Origin of the sequence: Actinokineospora sp. (genome assembly GCF_050699995.1) — a bacterium.
Classification (GTDB): domain Bacteria; phylum Actinomycetota; class Actinomycetes; order Mycobacteriales; family Pseudonocardiaceae; genus Actinokineospora.
In genome coordinates this window covers 1-15,066 of record NZ_JBOHGC010000515.1, presented here as the reverse complement: position 1 = coordinate 15,066, position 15,066 = coordinate 1, and the positions used below count along the sequence as shown (strand labels likewise).

The window sequence follows — 15,066 nt, the reverse complement described above, 5'->3', positions numbered from 1 at the left end:
GAACTGGGGACTCGCGACGGGTGCCAGGTCGTTCAGCGGCGGCGGGGCCAGTTGGCGCGGCGGACCGCGGTGTTGAGGGCGTCGGTCGCGGGCTCGATGTGGGCGAGGTAGTCCTTGAGGTTCTCCGGGTCCGCGCTGGGGTCCGCGGCGGGCAGCGATCCCAGGGTCAGCCAGCTCACGTCGGCCAGCGGCGCGGCCACCTGCCGCCGCCACCAGCCGGTGACCTCCTCGGTCACCTTCGCCTCCGCGTCCGTCGCCGCCGCGATCTCCTTGTCCTCCGCGGCGATCTCGCCGATCAGGGCGAGCGAGCGGGCCCGTTCGTGCTCGGAGTGCGTGCGGGCCGCTCGGTGCGCGGTGTCGAGGAGTTCCTTGTAGCGCGCGCTCGGGTCGTCGGTCATGAGGCGTCCATCGCGGTCGAGGTGTCGAACGGGATCACGACCTGCGGCCGGGCGTGGGTGGTGCGGTCGAAGAACACCGCGCGGTGCGGGCGCGGCGACCAGTCGATGAGCTGACCCGCCGCGATGCTGTTGAGCTCCTGGCCCTGCACGTCCAGCGCGACCCAGGCGCCGACATCGTCGGTGCCGCCGAAGCCCAGGGTGTCCTTGAGCCTGCCGACGCCCCGCCACCAGCCGATCGTGTGAACCTGGGCGGCAGGCCCGTTCTTGAGCAGCGACCGCAGCCGGTCCAGCCCGCTGCGCATCAGCGGAGGTTCCTTGACCTCGAGCCAGGGGTGGGCGGCGTCGACGGCGTAGAAGAACACAAACCGCGGCCGCTTAGCGGATTCCTCCGTGAGGGTGGCGATGTCCTCACCCGTGCGCAGGTCGACCTCGTGCCCCAGACCGCCGAGCACGTCGGCGAGCCGCTTGACCCGCTCGTGCAGCGACCCAACCGGGCACCACAGACTGAAGTCGCACGTCCCCGGCGCGTGCAGCCGGGCCAGCGACAGCGCCGCACTCTCCATAATGGACAGAGCATCCGCCGTCGCCGTCCCGAGGACGGCCAGGTTGCGGCCGGGCACCGGGTCCAGCCGCGGGCTCGCCGACTGGTCGGCCACGTCGATGACCTGCCCCAGCACGGGCCCGGTCGGAGTCGCGTACGCCGCCGCGGTCAGCAGCTCCGGCTGGTGGGCGCCGTCGAACAGCCGCGGCACCGGGGAGGACTGCTCCTCCCACAGCCTGCGCTGCAGCGCGTCGAACGTTCCCCGGCTCGACGCGTCCGGGATGTGCGCGATCTCATTCCCATGCGCCACACCGGATTCGTGGTTCAGCACCGCGTGCCGGCGCGGCAGCGTCACCGACGCGTTGTTGTGCTCCGCGAGCACGCGCTTCGCCTTGGGCATCGCGATCCGCAGAGTGCACTGGTCATAGACCGCCGGCTTGCCCCAGAACGCCTCGATGCCCGCGATGTCCTGACTCGCCAGCACCAGGTGGATGCCCTGGGAACGCCCACGGCGCGCCACGTCCTCCAGCAGCGACGCCGCCTGCTGGGTGATCTGGTCGCGGCCGCCGAACAGCGCCTGGAACTCGTCGATGACCGCGACGATGCGCGGCCAGTGCCCGTCCGGGTCGGCCTCCCGCAGCTCCGCGAGCTTGGTGACCTCCTGCCGCTTGGCCGCCTCCGCCCGCCGCGCCAGCTCCTCGGCGAGGAACCGCAGCAGCGCCAAGCCGAACTCACGGTCGGTGTTCACGTTCACCCCGACCAGCCGCGCCTGCGGCAGCCAGCTCGGGTCCTTGCGACCGGGGGTCAGGCCGGCGAAGGAGACACCTTCCTTGAAGTCGAGCAGGTACAGCTCCAGCTCCGACGGCGGATACCGCGCGGCGAGGCCGCCGAGCATCGCGTAGAGGAAGTTCGTCTTGCCCGACCCACTCGGCCCCGCGACCAGCGCGTGCGGCGTCGCGTCGCCGATCACGACCTCGACGGGCGCGCCGTCGTGGAACCCGACCGGCGTGCGCAACTCGTCGCGCGCCGACTCCTGGCACAATGTCTCCGGCAGCAGGTCGGCGAACGTGCGCGGCCTGCCGCGCCGCGACAGCACCACCTCGCCGATCGCGCTCGCCGCCCGGCTCACCGCCGCGGCGGGCGCGGGCCCGTCGGCCCGGACCACCACGCCCGGCCCGGTCATGCTGCTCGTCGCGTGCTCGCCGTCGACGAACGTGACTGTCTCCATCGGACTGTTCGCCGCCACCGGCACGTCCACCAGGATCAGGTGCACCCCGGCGTCCGGTCCCGTGCGGGCGACCCGGTTGAGCTCGCGGTACAGCTCGTCCGCGGGCCGCTCACCGTTGCCGAAGAGCACCGCCACCTGCCACGGCTCCACCCGTTTGCCCGCCGCCGCGCACGTCTCCCGCAGCGAGCCCGCGCCATGCCGAAGCGTCGCCGCGTGCACCTTGCGGATGTGGCCCGCGAGACCGGCGAGCAGGTCGTCGAGCCGGGTCGGGTCGTGCACCACCATCAACCCCGCCGCCGTCAGCGGATGCAGCCTCGGCAGCGGCCCGGTCAGGTGCCCGATATCCCACAGGTGCACCCGGACCGCGCCCGGGACGAACGTGCTCAGCATCCGCACCAGCAGCGACTCCACGATCGAGTCCACCGCCGCCCGGCTGTCGGTCACCGAGTTCAGCCGCAGGTGCCCGACGTCGAGCAGCGGCACCGCCAGCGGAAACCCGTGCTCCGGCGGGGCGTGCTCCACCCGCGCCGACCCGATCCGCCACAGCCGCGGCGCCGAGGCGCCGGGGTCGCGTCCGACCTGCCCGAGCCAGTCCTCCCACGGCCGCCCGGCCGGGCCCACCGCCTCGGCCGCGACCACCTCGCGGACCGCGTTCAGCCCGCTCTCGTGCCACTCGGCGTAGTTGCGGTCCCGCTCAGCGGTCACCCGCTGCCACACCGCGCGCCGCGCCGGGTCGTCGGCGAGGCTCGCCATCAGGTCGGCGTCCCTGGCGGCCTTCGCCAACCCCATCCCGTAGACGGCGCGCTCGAACTCCAGCTGCCGCTTGCGGGTCTGCGCCCGCACCCGCCTGCCCTGGGCAGCGCCCAGCGCCAGCCCGAGCACGCTCCGCAGCTCCCCCAGCGCCTGCTCAGCCCGATTGCGACGCTCGCCCTTGCCCAGCATCTACAGCCTCATCAGATAGTCGATCACGGCTTGGCGCCCGCGCGCGATCAGCTCACTCGCCCGGTTCACCTCGGCGATCGCGAGTTCGAGCTCGGCCGGGTACCAGCCGTCCTCCACCCGCTTGACCCCAAGGAGGACCGCCTTGGCCTCCTCGAGGGACGGCACGGCCGCCGCGGTGTAGGCGGCGGTCCGGTCCAACGCGTCGGACACCCCGCGCAGTTGCTCGGCCAGCTCCGAGATCGTCAAAGTCGTGCCGCGTAGCCCTCGGCGGTGGTGATGCTCGCTTGGACCGTGGCCTGAGCGCCCGCCAGGACCTGCAGCGCCTCGGCCAGCAGACCATGGGCTTGCGCCACGTCCGCTTGACCGCTGCCTTGCGTCGCCGTCGCGAGAGCGCTGCGCGCCTCGTCTAGTTGGAGCGACGCCTGTGAAATCGCCGCGATACCTGCCTGGGCCTTTTCGGTGGCCACCGCGATCCCTGTCCGGATCTCTTCCACGCCCGCCATGCCGTCGAAGATTAGTGCTGATGATCTCCAAGCGGCACACCGGGTGCACACCTCTGACCGATCGTGGGACCGCACCGGGTGAACCGCTGGTTTAATGTCGGACATGGACACTGGGGACATCGCGAGCACACCCGAACCGCCCTACTATGCCGTGGTCTTCACCGCGGTCTTACGACCGGACCACGACGGCTACTACGAGACGGCCGCGCTGATGTCGAAGCTGGTCGCCGACAGCCCCGGCTACCTCGGACACGAGAGCGCGCGCGGCGAGGACGGCCTGGGCATCACGGTCTCCTACTTCACCGACGAGACCGCCATCAAGACCTGGCGCGACAACGCCGAGCACGCCGCCGCACGCGCGCGCGGCCGTGCCGAGTGGTACGACGGCTTCGAGCTTCGGATCGCGAAAGTAGAACGCGCGTACGGGTTCCGTCGGGCGGATTAGCGCCGCGGTGCGACATCCACTGTGGACTGGCCGGACTGGCCGGACTGGCCGGACTGGCCGGACTAGCCGGGTTGTCCGGTCAGCCCGAGCAGTTGCTCGATCTGGCCCTTGCGGGACCGGACGACCCGGTCGGCGAGTGCCCGCGCGGAGTGGCTGACACCACCCGCCAGCTCCGCGCGGGCCATCTCCACCGCACCGTGCTGATGCCCCGTCAGCACGGTGACGAAGCGGCGTTCGAACTCGCCGTCGGTGGTGGTCCGTAGGCTCTCGATGGTGTCGGGGGCGGTCAGTGGCAGCCCGCCGTGGGCTTTGTGCGCGCCCGGGTCCGGGTCGGTGTGGGCGGGCTTGCCCCATTCCGCCAGCCACCCGGTCATCGACTCGACCTCCTCGGCCTGGGTCAGCTCGATCGCCTTGGCCAGGTCGGCGACCTGCGCCCGCACCGGCCTGCCCGCGGCGAGCCGGACCAGGTCGATGCCCTGGCGGTGGTGGGCGATGGACATCTGCAGGTACATCACGTCGGTGTCGTTGAAGCTCGAGGCCGAGACCGGGGGCGGCGGCGGGGCTGAGGCGGGCGCGCCGCATCCGGCGAGGGCGGCGAGGGCCGCGAGGGCGGCCAGGACACGGCGCGCCACGGTCAGTTCCGCAGCCAGAGCGCGGGGGTGACGTCGGGTTCCCAGCCCGACAGCGCCGTGTGGCCCTGCCTGCAGGTGTAGGAGGCGCCGTTGTAGGTCACCACGGCACCCGTCGCGTACGCCGTGCCGGGCGTCCACGTCCCGCTCGTCGGCGGGGTGGTGGTTGTCGGGGGCTTGGTGGTGGTCGGGGGGGTGGTCGTCGGGGGAGTGGTAGTCGGAGGTGTGGTGGTGGTCGGGGGTGTGGTGCCGCCGCCGATCTGCAGGTCGACGCACGAGTAGAAGGCCATCGGCGTGTCCGCGATGTTCCAGATCGCCAGGAGCTTCTGCCTGCCGGAGAACCCGCTGAGGTCGACCTGGTGACTCACCGTCGCCCCCGGCTGGGCGCCGCCGCTGCTGAAGTACGCGACCCGTGTGTTGCCGATGTAGTACTCCCAGTCGCGGGTGGAGTGCCGGGCGGTGATCACCCAGTTGAACGTGACGCGGCCGCTGACCGACGTGGTGGGCCAAGTGCGCGAGTCGTCGTTGAGCTGGGCGAACTGGCTCAGCCCGGCGTGGCAGTTGCGCTGGCCTTTGGGACCTTCGACACTCTGCGGCTCCCAGACGATCGGGCCGCAGTCGGGCACCTTCCCCTGCGCGCACATGGCCTGCCTGCTGGCCGGGGACGAGACATAGCCGTGGGCCAGCGCCGGCGCGGCCGGGATGACGACCAGCAGGAGCGGGGCGAGACAGGCTCCGGCGGCCAGGGCGAATCGACGTTTCACAGGGTCCTCCACAGCGGCGTTTCCGTGCCGCCTGGCACGGTGCGGGAGCAGTGGGACGCCTGCTGCCTAGTGGTGCTCGGATGGTCTAGACCATAAGTCGGGGTCCGGATGGACGTCAAGATCCGCGGGTGGGGCGGGAATTTCACAGAGTTACCGGGTGTGCCCGGATCGGATCGGTACGGCCAGGTTGCCAAAGGGTGGGGACGGCCTCCGGTACCTTGGGACACCTGTTCGAGCGATGGACGAAGCCGGGAGAGCGAGCCAGTGACTGCCGAGACCCTCTATGGGGCCGACGACCTGACCCATCTGGAGGGTCTGGAGGCGGTCCGTAAGCGGCCCGGCATGTACATCGGCTCCACCGACAGCCGGGGCATCAACCACCTGTTCAGCGAGATCGTCGATAACTCCACCGACGAGGGTGTCGCGGGTCACGCGTCGAAGGTCACCGTCACCCTGCACGCCGACGGCAGCGTCCAGGTCGACGACGATGGCCGCGGCATCCCGACCGGGGTGCACGCCAAGTCGGGCCTCTCCGGTGTCGAGTTGGTGCTCACCCGGCTGCACGCGGGCGGCAAATTCGGCGGCTCGGGCTACAAGACCTCCGGCGGCCTGCACGGCGTCGGCGCCTCGGCGGTCAACGCGCTGTCCCACCGCTTCGACATCACCGTGAAGCGCGAGGGCAAGGTCCACCAGATGTCCTTCGCCCACGGCGTGCCCGGGGTGTTCGACGGGCCGGGCCCCAAGGCGAAGTTCACCCGCCAGTCCGGCCTCAACATCGTCGGCAAGATGAAACGCGGCGAGGCCACCGGCACCTCCATCCGCTACTGGTACGACGCGCGCTACTTCGAGAACGCCGCCGCCCTCGACGTCGAGGCGGTGCGGGCCAAGCTGCGCAACACCGCGTTCCTGGTCCCCGGCGTGAAGTACGTGCTGCGCACCGCCATCGAGGACACGATCTCCGAGGAGTCGTTCCACTTCCCCAACGGCCTGACCGACATGGTCGACTTCCTGGCGCCGTCGAGCGAGAAGGCCGTCTCGGGCACCCTGCTGATCCTAGGCGAGGGCACGTACCTGGAGAACGCGGCCGACGAGAACGGCGTCATGCGGTCCAAAGTGGAGCGAAAGGCCGAGGTCGAGGTCGCGCTGCGCTGGGGCACCGGCTACGAGCGTACGGTCGAGTGCTTCACCAACACCATCCGCAACATGCACGGCGGCACCCACCGCAAGGGCTTCGAGCGCGCGGCGGTGAAAGCACTGCAGGACGCCATTTCCCGCGCCCGGGGCCTGCTCAAGCCCAAGGAAGACCTGCCGACCCTGGACGACGTGCTCGAAGGCATGACTGCGGTCGTGCACGTGCGCATCCCGGAGCCGCAGTTCACCTCCCAGACCAAGGACGAGCTGTCCACCGCGGGCATCACCAAGGTCATCGGCGGCGTCGTCGAGCGCCACCTCAAGGCATGGATCGACGACAAAAAGACCAAGTCCGAGGCCAAGGTCGTTCTCCAGAAAATCGTCGACGCCGGCCGCGTGCGCGTCGCGCAGAAGCAGCAGAAGGACGCCGCCCGCCGCAAGACCGCCCTCGAAGGCGCGGCCATGCCGCCGAAACTCGTCGACTGCCGCGCCACGGGCGTCGCCCGCAGCGAGCTGTTCCTCGTCGAGGGCGACAGCGCGTTGGGCTGCTTCACCGGTGACACTATGGTCGCGCTGGCGTCCGGGCGGAGCATGTCCTTCGAGGACCTGGCTGCCGACTGGGCCAACGGGGTCACGCATTTCGGCTACACCACGAACAAGGCGGGCCGGGTCGTGGTGGCCCCGCTGGTGGAGCCCCGACTCACCAAACGTGGCGCCCCGCTGGTTCGGGTGACCCTGGACAACGGCGAATCCGTCCGATGCACGCCGGAGCACCGCTTCCGCCTCCGCGACGGTTCCTACCGGCGCGCGGACGCATTGCGGCCCGACGATTCACTGATGCCGCTCTACCGCTCTTTCTCGGCGAAGTCCGCGGGCGACAAGCTGGAGGGCTACGAGAAAGTCTTGATGAACGACCGCGAGGAGTGGGTCTACACCCACTATCTCGCGGACGCGTACAACCTGCGTCATGGCGCCGACAGCACGGACAACGGCAACGTCCGCCACCACATCGACGTGGACAAGCGCAACAACGACCCACGCAACCTGCGGCGGATGACGTGGGAGGACCACTCGGCGCTGCACGCCTCGATGATGGGCGAGCACGTGCACGCCGGGTACCGAGCCTGGCTGGACAAGGGTGGACTCGAGTTCAAGTCCGCAATGTTGTCCGCTCAGTGGAAAGACCCCGGTTTCCGCGAGGCATGCTTGAATCGTCTCGCCGCGTTGAATTCCGATCCCGACTTCCGCGAACGCATCGAACAGGGATTCCAGGGCTGGTACGCCTCGCTCGACGACGCCGAACGGGCTGCCTACGCCGAACGGATGCGGGAACTCCAGGCCGAGTACTGGGCGCGTCCCGAGCATCGCTTGGCGGCCGCCGCCCGCGTACGCGCCTTCTTCGCCGACCCCGCGCGCCCAGCGGAGTGCAGCGCCAGGTCGAAGGCGCAATGGCAGGATGAGGAACTGCTGGCGTGGCGCTCGAAGCTCACCATCCAGCAGTTCGCCGACCCCGCGGAGCGAGAGCGCCAGCGGGCCGCGGTGATCACATGGCACCGACAGAATCCCGAGTTCGGCGAGCGTCATTCGGTTCGGATGCGAACGCGGCTGAGCGACCCGTCCAACGGGCATCTGGCCGCCGCTCAGGCGGGCCGTGCGCGGTACGTGGAGACGGTTCCCCGATCGGAGCGCGTCGCCAAGCAGAACGACGGCCGCAGGCTGGCCGCTCTTCGCCGCCTCGCACCGCTGATGGCGTCGCTGTCCGACGCGGAGCTGGCTGACGCCTACGAGACCACACGGCTCAGCACAGCCCGCACAGGTTTGCGCTTCGACCGTCTTCTCCAGTGCTACGAAGGCGACTTCGAGCGCCTGCGCGAAGCGGCATCGCTCGTCAACCACAAGGTGGTGTCGGTCGAGCCGCTGATGGAGACCGCCGACGTCTATGACCTCACCGTCGAGGGCTATCACAATTTCGCGCTCGAAGCGGGTGTCTTCGTCCACAACAGCGCGCGAATGGCTCGGGTGTCGGAGTATCAGGCGCTGCTTCCCTTGCGGGGCAAGATTCTCAACGTGCAGAAGGCCAGCCTCGCCGACACCCTGCGCAACGTCGAGATCGCGTCCATCGTGCAGGTCCTCGGCGCCGGGACCGGCCGCACCTTCGACCTGTCCACCATGCGCTACGGCCGGGTCATCCTGATGGCCGACGCCGACGTCGACGGGTCGCACATCCGGACGCTGCTGATCACCCTGTTCGCCAAGTACATGCGCCCGGTCATCGAGGACGGCAGGCTCTACGCCGCCATGCCGCCGCTGCACAAGATCACCACCAAGGGGCGCAACCCCGAGACCCACTTCACCTTCAGCCAGCGCGAGATGGAGACCACCGTCGCGCGGCTGGAGAAGGCGGGCAAGTCGATCGTCACCCCGGTGCCCCGCTTCAAGGGCCTCGGCGAGATGGACGCCGACGAACTTTGGGACACCACCATGAACCCGGCCACCCGCTCCGTCCGCCGCATCACCCTCGACGACGCCGAAGCCGCCGAGACCGCCCTCGAACTGCTCATGGGCGAGAAGGTCGAACCCCGCCGCAACTGGCTCGTCGAGTCGGCCGCGCGGGTCGACCAGTCCGCCATCGACATGTGACTTGAGCAGTCCGCACGAAAGAGAGCACTGAGCAATGGCACGCCGCAAGGGCACCTCGACGAAGATCGACCCCGCAGCGTTCGACCGGGCGGGCGCCCAGGTCTTCGACAACCCGGTCAAGGTCGAGATCGAGGACTCCTACCTGGAGTACGCGTACTCGGTCATCCACTCCCGTGCCCTGCCCGACGCGCGCGACGGGCTCAAGCCGGTGCACCGCCGCATCCTGTTCTCGATGAACGAACAGGGCTACCGCCCGACCCACGCCTACGTGAAGTCCTCCCGCGTTGTCGGTGATGCGATGGGCAAGTACCACCCGCACGGCGACATGGCGATCTATGACGCCATGGTCCGCATGGCGCAGGACTTCTCGCTGAACACGCCGCTGGTCGACGGGCACGGAAACTTTGGTAGCCCGGACGATGGACCGGCCGCCAGCCGATACTGCGTTGTCGGCGACACCCGTATCCGGTTGGCGGACGGATCGAGTCCCCGGATCGCTGATCTGGTCGACTTGCCCGCCGACAGTGAGGCGGACGTCGACTTCGACGTTCTCGACAAGGACGGCAAAGCGGTACGGGTCGATCGAGTGTTCAATTCGGGAGTTCACCCGACACTCCGGATGACCACCGACGCCGGTTTTTCGCTCCGTGGCAGCGAAAATCATCTGGTCCTGTGTTTGGAAGCCCCGATGGGCGTGCCACTGTTCCAGTGGCGCAGGCTCGACGAGCTCCAGCCGGGCGCGGTCGTCTGCGTCGCCCGCAACGCCTGGGCGAGTGTGGTGCCCACCGCTCGTGAATACATGCTCGGTGTGCTCGCAGGTGCATGGGTTTCCGAGGGCTTCGCCAGCGAGAACAGGGCGGGTTTCAACAACGCTGACGCGCACTTCTTCGAGGAGGTGCTCCATGCCTACGACGCGGTTGTGGGAGGCATGCGGTACGTGTCCGACCGGGAGACTCGTCGGGATCGCAAGCGCATCCACGAACTTGACGTCCAGGAGTATCGCGGCGGGATGGACGCGTTCCGCGCCAGTCCGCTCGGCGAACTGATCGGGCACTCGGCGAAGGACAAGTTCGTTCCGGAGTGCGTGTGGCGGGGTGGCTGGGGTGTCAAGCGCGCGTTCTTGATGGCCCTGTTCGAAGGTGACGGTGGACCGCGGGTCGCCAAGGACGGGTTTACCGTCCACTACACCAGCTACAGCGAACGTCTCGTTCGCGAGGTGCAGGAACTTCTCGCCGAGTTCGGGGTGATCGCCAAGCTGCACTCCTACGTGCGGGCGAGCGGCTCCGTCGAATTCCGACTGCTCGTATCCGGTCTGCGCAATGTTCGGGCGTTCGCCGAGCGAGTCGGCTTCCTCAAGACGAAGCAGGCGAAGATCCGCGAGCTGCTGCGGCACTCTCCGCTACGGCCGCACCGGCTCAGCCAGGACAGCGTCCCGTTCGTGGCCGACTATGTGCGCGACGCCCTCGACTTCGATCGCCGGGGCAGTGGTCGGAAGTGGTTGACGAAACACAACTTCGACCGAGTCGAGCGCTGGGAAACCGAGCGTTTGCGGATCATCGACCGGATCAAGGACCCGGAGATCCTGGCGACGATCCTGCCGATCATGGATGCAGGCTACCGCTTTGAGACGGTCACCGAGGTCCAGTCCTGCGAGCCCGCGGAGGTCTACTCGGTTCGGGTCGAGTCCGAGGACCACTCGTTCCTGGCGGGCGGATTCGTCAATCACAACACCGAAGCACGCATGTCCCCGGCCGCGATGCTGCTCGTCGGGGAGCTCGGCGAGGACACTGTGGACTTCCGGCCGAACTACGACGGTTCCCTGCAGGAGCCGACAGTTCTGCCCGCCGCCTTCCCGAATCTGTTGGTGAACGGCACTTCCGGCATCGCTGTCGGCATGGCGACCAACATGATCCCGCACAACCTCGGCGAGGTCGTCGCCGCCGCGCGCTGGCTGGTCAACCACCCGGACGCCTCCCTCGACAAGCTGATGGAGTTCATCCCCGGCCCCGATCTGCCCACCGGCGGCATGCTGTTCGGGCTCGACGAGGTGCGCAAGGCCTACGAGACCGGCCGCGGTGTCGTGCGGATGCGTGCGAAGGTCGAGATCGGGCCGCTGGAAGGCAGTCGTGGCCGTCAGGCCATCACGATCACCGAGCTGCCCTACCAGGTGGGCTCGGAGAAGATCATCGAGAAGATCACCGACGAGGTGACCAAGTCCAAGCGCCTCACCGGGATCGCCGACGTCAAGGACCTCACCGACCGTGAGAACGGGACGCGGCTGGTGGTCGAGTGCAAGGTCGGCGTCAACCCACAGGCCCTGCTCGCCGACCTCTACCGGCTCACGCCGATGGAACAGTCCTTCGGTATCAACAACTTGGTCCTCGTCGACGGCCAGCCGCAGACACTCGGGCTCAAGGCGCTGCTCGACGTGTTCCTGCGCCACCGCTACGAGGTCGTCACCCGCCGCACCCGTTACCGCCGCCGCAAGCGTGAGGAGCGGCTGCACCTGGTCGACGGCCTGCTGATCGCGCTGCTCAACATCGACGCGGTGATCAAGCTGATCCGCGGCAGCGACGACGCGTCGGCGGCGAAGACCGGCCTGATGTCCAAGTTCAAGCTCTCCGACATCCAGGCGACCTACATCCTCGACACCCCGCTGCGCCGCCTGACCCGCTACGACAAGCTCGAACTGGAGTCCGAACAGGACAAGCTGCGGGCCGAGATCGCCGAGCTGTCGAAGATCCTCGACGACGAAGCCGTGCTGCGGAAGGTCGTCTCCACCGAACTCGCCGCCGTCGCCAGGGACCTCGCCGAGGAGCGCCGCACCGCGCTGATCGACGGTGACCTCAAGGAGGTCCTGGCCGCGTCCAAACCGGCCGGGCCGCTGGAGGTCACCGACGACCCGTGCCAGGTGATCCTGTCCGCCACCGGCCTGGTGGCCCGCACGGCCGCCGAGTCGGAGGAATCCTCCGAGGCGCGCAGGCGCAAGGGCCGGGTGAAGCACGACGCGGTCGCCGCGGTGGTTCACTCGACCGCGCGCGGGCAGGTCCTGCTGGTGACGAACCGGGGTCGCGCGGTCAAAACCGACGTGCTCCCGTTGCCGGTGCTGCCCGAGCAGAGCGGCACGGTCTCGCTCAGCGGCGGGATGGCCGCGAGCGAGTTGGTGTCGTTGGAGAAGGGCGAACGGGTCATCGGCATCGCCCCGCTGGACGAGGGCGAGTCACCTGGTCTGGCCATCGGCACCCGCCAAGGCGTGGTCAAGGTCTGCTCCCCGGAGTGGCCCGTGCGGTCAGACGAGTTCGAGGTGATCAGCCTCAAGGACGGCGACGAGATCATCGGCGCGACCTGGCTCACCGACGGCTCCGAGAGCCTGGTCTTCGTCTCCTCCGACTCCTCGCTGCTGCGCTACGCCGCTTCGCTCGTGCGGCCCCAAGGCCTCAAGGGCGGCGGCATGGCCGGGATCAACCTGGCCGTCGGCACCTCCGCCGTCTTCTTCGGCGCCGTCCGCACCGACGACCCCGAACACGGCGCCCCGCAGCTGGTCACCTCGACCGGCCAGAGTGTCAAGGTCACCCCGTTCGACGCCTACCCCCCGAAGGGCCGGGCCACCGGCGGCGTCCGGTCACACCGGTTCCTCAAGGGCGAGACCGAGCTGACCCTCGCCTGGGTCGGACCCAGGCCCGCCGGATCGAGCCGGACCGGGGTCGCGGTCGAGTTGCCGGAGGCCGACGCGCGCCGCGACGGATCTGGTCACGCACACCCTGGGCCGGATGTCGTGGGGCACTTGGTGGAGCGGGATTGAGCCAGGTCAGAGGCCTGTTCACCGACCGTTAGGGTGCCCTAGGGTTTTCCCCGATGCTCGGGTGCGGGGCCCGCAATTAACGTTGTCCTCGGTCGCCCGGGGCGACTGGGCGCGCAAACCAACCGCTCCCGGGCGACCACCAACGCAATAGCGTGCCAAGAACTCGGGCCCGGTGGGAATCCGGCCCGTAGCAGCCACGGACCCCGCTGCATTGCCCGCCTTACGCCCGAGGTTGGCGGGGTCCGTGTCTGTCCCTTTCCTGAGCAGTCGACCGTTCGCAGTGTTGCGCGCGGAGCGAGTTCGGCCCGCGGTGACGACGTGACGGCGATGCCCCCGCCTGGTCGTGTCGCGTGCTGACTCGCTCGCGCGGGAGGGGTGCCTGATGGGATCACCGGGGTGCTGGCCTGGGGCTTCGCCTGAACCGGAACCGCTTTCCGCGGTCGGGGGGTTCAGGGGAGGTCCCACACCCGTCGTGTTCGTGCTGCCGCTGTGGTTGAGCTACCACCAGTCCCCGGGCACGCCCAGTGCGGTCCCCGGGGTGGCCGCCCCGTACTTCCCGACGGTGATCGCCTCGTCTTACGGTCTGTGCGTCGAAGCGGTGCCCGCCAACTGGTAGGTCAGGCTTTCCCGGCCCGGACGTCGAGCAGCTGGTAGCCGGAGCGGGCGGAGAAGTCGGCCACCACGCTGAACCGGTCGCCGCGCACCAGGGTGTGCCGCCACTCGACGGGGTTCCCGTCCGCGGTGCCGATACGGTCGATCGCCAGCGCCGCCACACCAGTCGGGATGTCGAGCAGCCGCTGCTCGGCCGGTGTCGGCACGACCGCCCTGATGTGTTCCTGGCCGCCGGTCAGCCGGACCCCGCACCTGGTGTCGAGTTCGCGGTAGAGCGACGTGTGGGTGAAGTCGACCGTGCGCAGCGCGGCGGCCACCGAGTAGGGCAGCCAGACGCGGTCCACCGCAAGGGGTTCGTCGCCCGCGTGGCGCAGCCGCTCCAGGTAGAGCAGCGGCGTCGACTCCTCCAACCCGAGGCGCACGGCGACAAGCGCGTCCGCGCGGACGTCGAGGGTGCGCACGGTGCTGCGCTGGTCCATGCCGGACGCGCGGACCGACGCGAACAGGCTGTAGAGGGCGCCAAGGGGTTGTGTGATCCCGGTGGCCTTGCCGATCCGGGGCTGCTGCCCGCGCCCGGCGACGACGACACCGTCGGCGCGCAGTCGCCGCAGGGCCTCGCGGACGGTGTTGCGGCTGACCTCGTACTCGGCGGCCAGCGCGAGCTCACCGGGGAAGGCGTCGTCGAATTCGCCCAGGCCGACCCGGCGCAGCAGGTCCGCGTGCAGCTGCGACCACAGCGGGGTGTGGCTTTTCCGGTCCAAACCGGCTCCGACGAGCTTGTTCACGCGACCTCATCCTCACCGACGACTCCGCCGAACGTAACAAAACTCGACGCCCGGGTCAGTGCCGTCCCAGGGTGTGGCCATCGTTCACCCAGACTGAACAATTGGCACGGACGTGACAACCGATTGCGGGAAACTCCACCCGCGTCCGCAAGGAATTCAACCGGGCGTCGACACCGCCTGGTTAAGGAAGTTAACGTCCGAGCCATGTCCCCCCTGCGTCATTTCCCGGCTTTCGCGCGGTGGTCCGGATGAGCAGGGTGCGCACCACGATCGCGCTGATAGCGTTTCTCGCCGCCGCGGATAACACGGTGGTGGCCGCGGCGGCACCGTCGATCGCGGCCGACTTGGGGCTCGGGGTGACCGCGACGCAGGGGATCACGGTCGCCTATCTGCTTCCGTTCGCCGCGTTGCTGCTCGCCGCGGGCGCGGTCGTCGACCGGCTCGGGGAGCGGGTCGTCCTGCGCGCCGGTCTGGTCGCCTTCGGTGTCGGCACGGTGCTCGCCGGGATGGCGCGCGGCGTGGAGCCCCTGTTGGCGGGGCGGGTCATCCAAGGTTTGGCGGCGGCGCTGCTTGTGCCCGCCACGCTCAGCCTGCTGCGCACCCGGCTCGCGCCGCGGGACCGGCCGCGCGCGGCGGCGCTGTGGAC

The 15,066-nt window shown here is 69.4% G+C and carries 12 protein-coding genes; 5 read left to right on the top strand and 7 right to left on the bottom strand.

Translation table 11 applies throughout. The features are described from left to right. Nucleotides 1–32: 32 nt before the first annotated feature. From ACRDSQ_RS25695 to ACRDSQ_RS25680, 4 genes are read right to left on the bottom strand one after another with little or no spacing between them, the layout of a single operon-like run. Nucleotides 33–398: a hypothetical protein gene (locus tag ACRDSQ_RS25695; protein ID WP_431424530.1), complete on the bottom strand. Its 366-nt coding sequence runs from the start codon at nucleotides 396–398 to the stop codon at nucleotides 33–35. Then, complete coding sequence (locus ACRDSQ_RS25690; protein WP_431424529.1) at nucleotides 395–3,109, bottom strand: FtsK/SpoIIIE domain-containing protein; 2,715 nt, start codon at nucleotides 3,107–3,109, stop codon at nucleotides 395–397. Before ACRDSQ_RS25690 ends, ACRDSQ_RS25695 begins: the two co-directional genes overlap by 4 nt. After that, nucleotides 3,110–3,355, bottom strand: a complete 246-nt coding sequence (locus tag ACRDSQ_RS25685; protein WP_187223658.1) for a hypothetical protein — start codon at nucleotides 3,353–3,355, stop codon at nucleotides 3,110–3,112. It abuts the gene before it with no gap. Continuing rightward, nucleotides 3,352–3,612 (bottom strand): hypothetical protein, encoded by a 261-nt coding sequence (locus ACRDSQ_RS25680; RefSeq protein WP_091383600.1) that lies wholly within the window; start codon nucleotides 3,610–3,612, stop codon nucleotides 3,352–3,354. The genes ACRDSQ_RS25685 and ACRDSQ_RS25680 overlap by 4 nt, the downstream gene beginning before the upstream one ends. A gap of 103 nt (nucleotides 3,613–3,715) precedes the next feature. Between ACRDSQ_RS25680 and ACRDSQ_RS25675 the strand changes: the two genes are divergently transcribed. Continuing rightward, on the top strand, nucleotides 3,716–4,057 hold the full coding sequence (locus ACRDSQ_RS25675; protein ID WP_431424528.1) for an antibiotic biosynthesis monooxygenase family protein: 342 nt from the start codon (nucleotides 3,716–3,718) through the stop codon (nucleotides 4,055–4,057). A gap of 62 nt (nucleotides 4,058–4,119) precedes the next feature. Here the strand turns inward: ACRDSQ_RS25675 and ACRDSQ_RS25670 are convergent, their stop codons facing one another. Together ACRDSQ_RS25670 and ACRDSQ_RS25665 are read right to left on the bottom strand one after the other, a co-directional pair. Continuing rightward, nucleotides 4,120–4,689: a DUF305 domain-containing protein gene (locus ACRDSQ_RS25670; protein ID WP_431424527.1), complete on the bottom strand. Its 570-nt coding sequence runs from the start codon at nucleotides 4,687–4,689 to the stop codon at nucleotides 4,120–4,122. Between the two features lie 2 nt (nucleotides 4,690–4,691). Beyond that, nucleotides 4,692–5,450, bottom strand: coding sequence for a lytic polysaccharide monooxygenase (locus tag ACRDSQ_RS25665; RefSeq protein WP_431424526.1), 759 nt, complete (start codon nucleotides 5,448–5,450; stop codon nucleotides 4,692–4,694). Nucleotides 5,451–5,714: 264 nt separating this feature from the next. Between ACRDSQ_RS25665 and ACRDSQ_RS25660 the strand changes: the two genes are divergently transcribed. From ACRDSQ_RS25660 to ACRDSQ_RS25650, 3 genes are all read left to right on the top strand, one after another. After that, complete coding sequence (locus tag ACRDSQ_RS25660; RefSeq protein WP_431424525.1) at nucleotides 5,715–9,221, top strand: ATP-binding protein; 3,507 nt, start codon at nucleotides 5,715–5,717, stop codon at nucleotides 9,219–9,221. A 34-nt stretch (nucleotides 9,222–9,255) separates the two neighbouring features. Beyond that, nucleotides 9,256–13,023, top strand: a complete 3,768-nt coding sequence (locus ACRDSQ_RS25655) for a DNA gyrase subunit A (RefSeq protein ID WP_431424524.1) — start codon at nucleotides 9,256–9,258, stop codon at nucleotides 13,021–13,023. Between the two features lie 472 nt (nucleotides 13,024–13,495). Beyond that, complete coding sequence (locus ACRDSQ_RS25650) at nucleotides 13,496–13,639, top strand: hypothetical protein (protein WP_431424523.1); 144 nt, start codon at nucleotides 13,496–13,498, stop codon at nucleotides 13,637–13,639. 1 nt (nucleotide 13,640) lies between these two features. On the opposite strand, the gene ACRDSQ_RS25645 is transcribed toward ACRDSQ_RS25650, so the two are convergent. Then, nucleotides 13,641–14,420 carry a GntR family transcriptional regulator gene (locus ACRDSQ_RS25645; RefSeq protein WP_431424522.1) on the bottom strand — a complete coding sequence of 260 codons (780 nt, stop codon included), beginning with the start codon at nucleotides 14,418–14,420 and terminating at the stop codon, nucleotides 13,641–13,643. Nucleotides 14,421–14,668: 248 nt separating this feature from the next. Between ACRDSQ_RS25645 and ACRDSQ_RS25640 the strand changes: the two genes are divergently transcribed. Next, nucleotides 14,669–15,066 (top strand): MFS transporter (locus tag ACRDSQ_RS25640; protein WP_431424521.1); only part of this gene is annotated, 398 nt, incomplete at its 3' end.

What these genes read in the sequence shown, in the direction of transcription:
- ACRDSQ_RS25695 (WP_431424530.1), bottom strand. Translation starts at nt 398, where the DNA reads ATGACCGACGACCCGAGCGCGCGCTACAAGGAACTCCTCGACACCGCG.
- ACRDSQ_RS25690 (WP_431424529.1), bottom strand. Translation starts at nt 3,109, where the DNA reads ATGCTGGGCAAGGGCGAGCGTCGCAATCGGGCTGAGCAGGCGCTGGGG.
- ACRDSQ_RS25680 (WP_091383600.1), bottom strand. Translation starts at nt 3,612, where the DNA reads ATGGCGGGCGTGGAAGAGATCCGGACAGGGATCGCGGTGGCCACCGAA.
- ACRDSQ_RS25675 (WP_431424528.1), top strand. Translation starts at nt 3,716, where the DNA reads ATGGACACTGGGGACATCGCGAGCACACCCGAACCGCCCTACTATGCC.
- ACRDSQ_RS25655 (WP_431424524.1), top strand. Translation starts at nt 9,256, where the DNA reads ATGGCACGCCGCAAGGGCACCTCGACGAAGATCGACCCCGCAGCGTTC.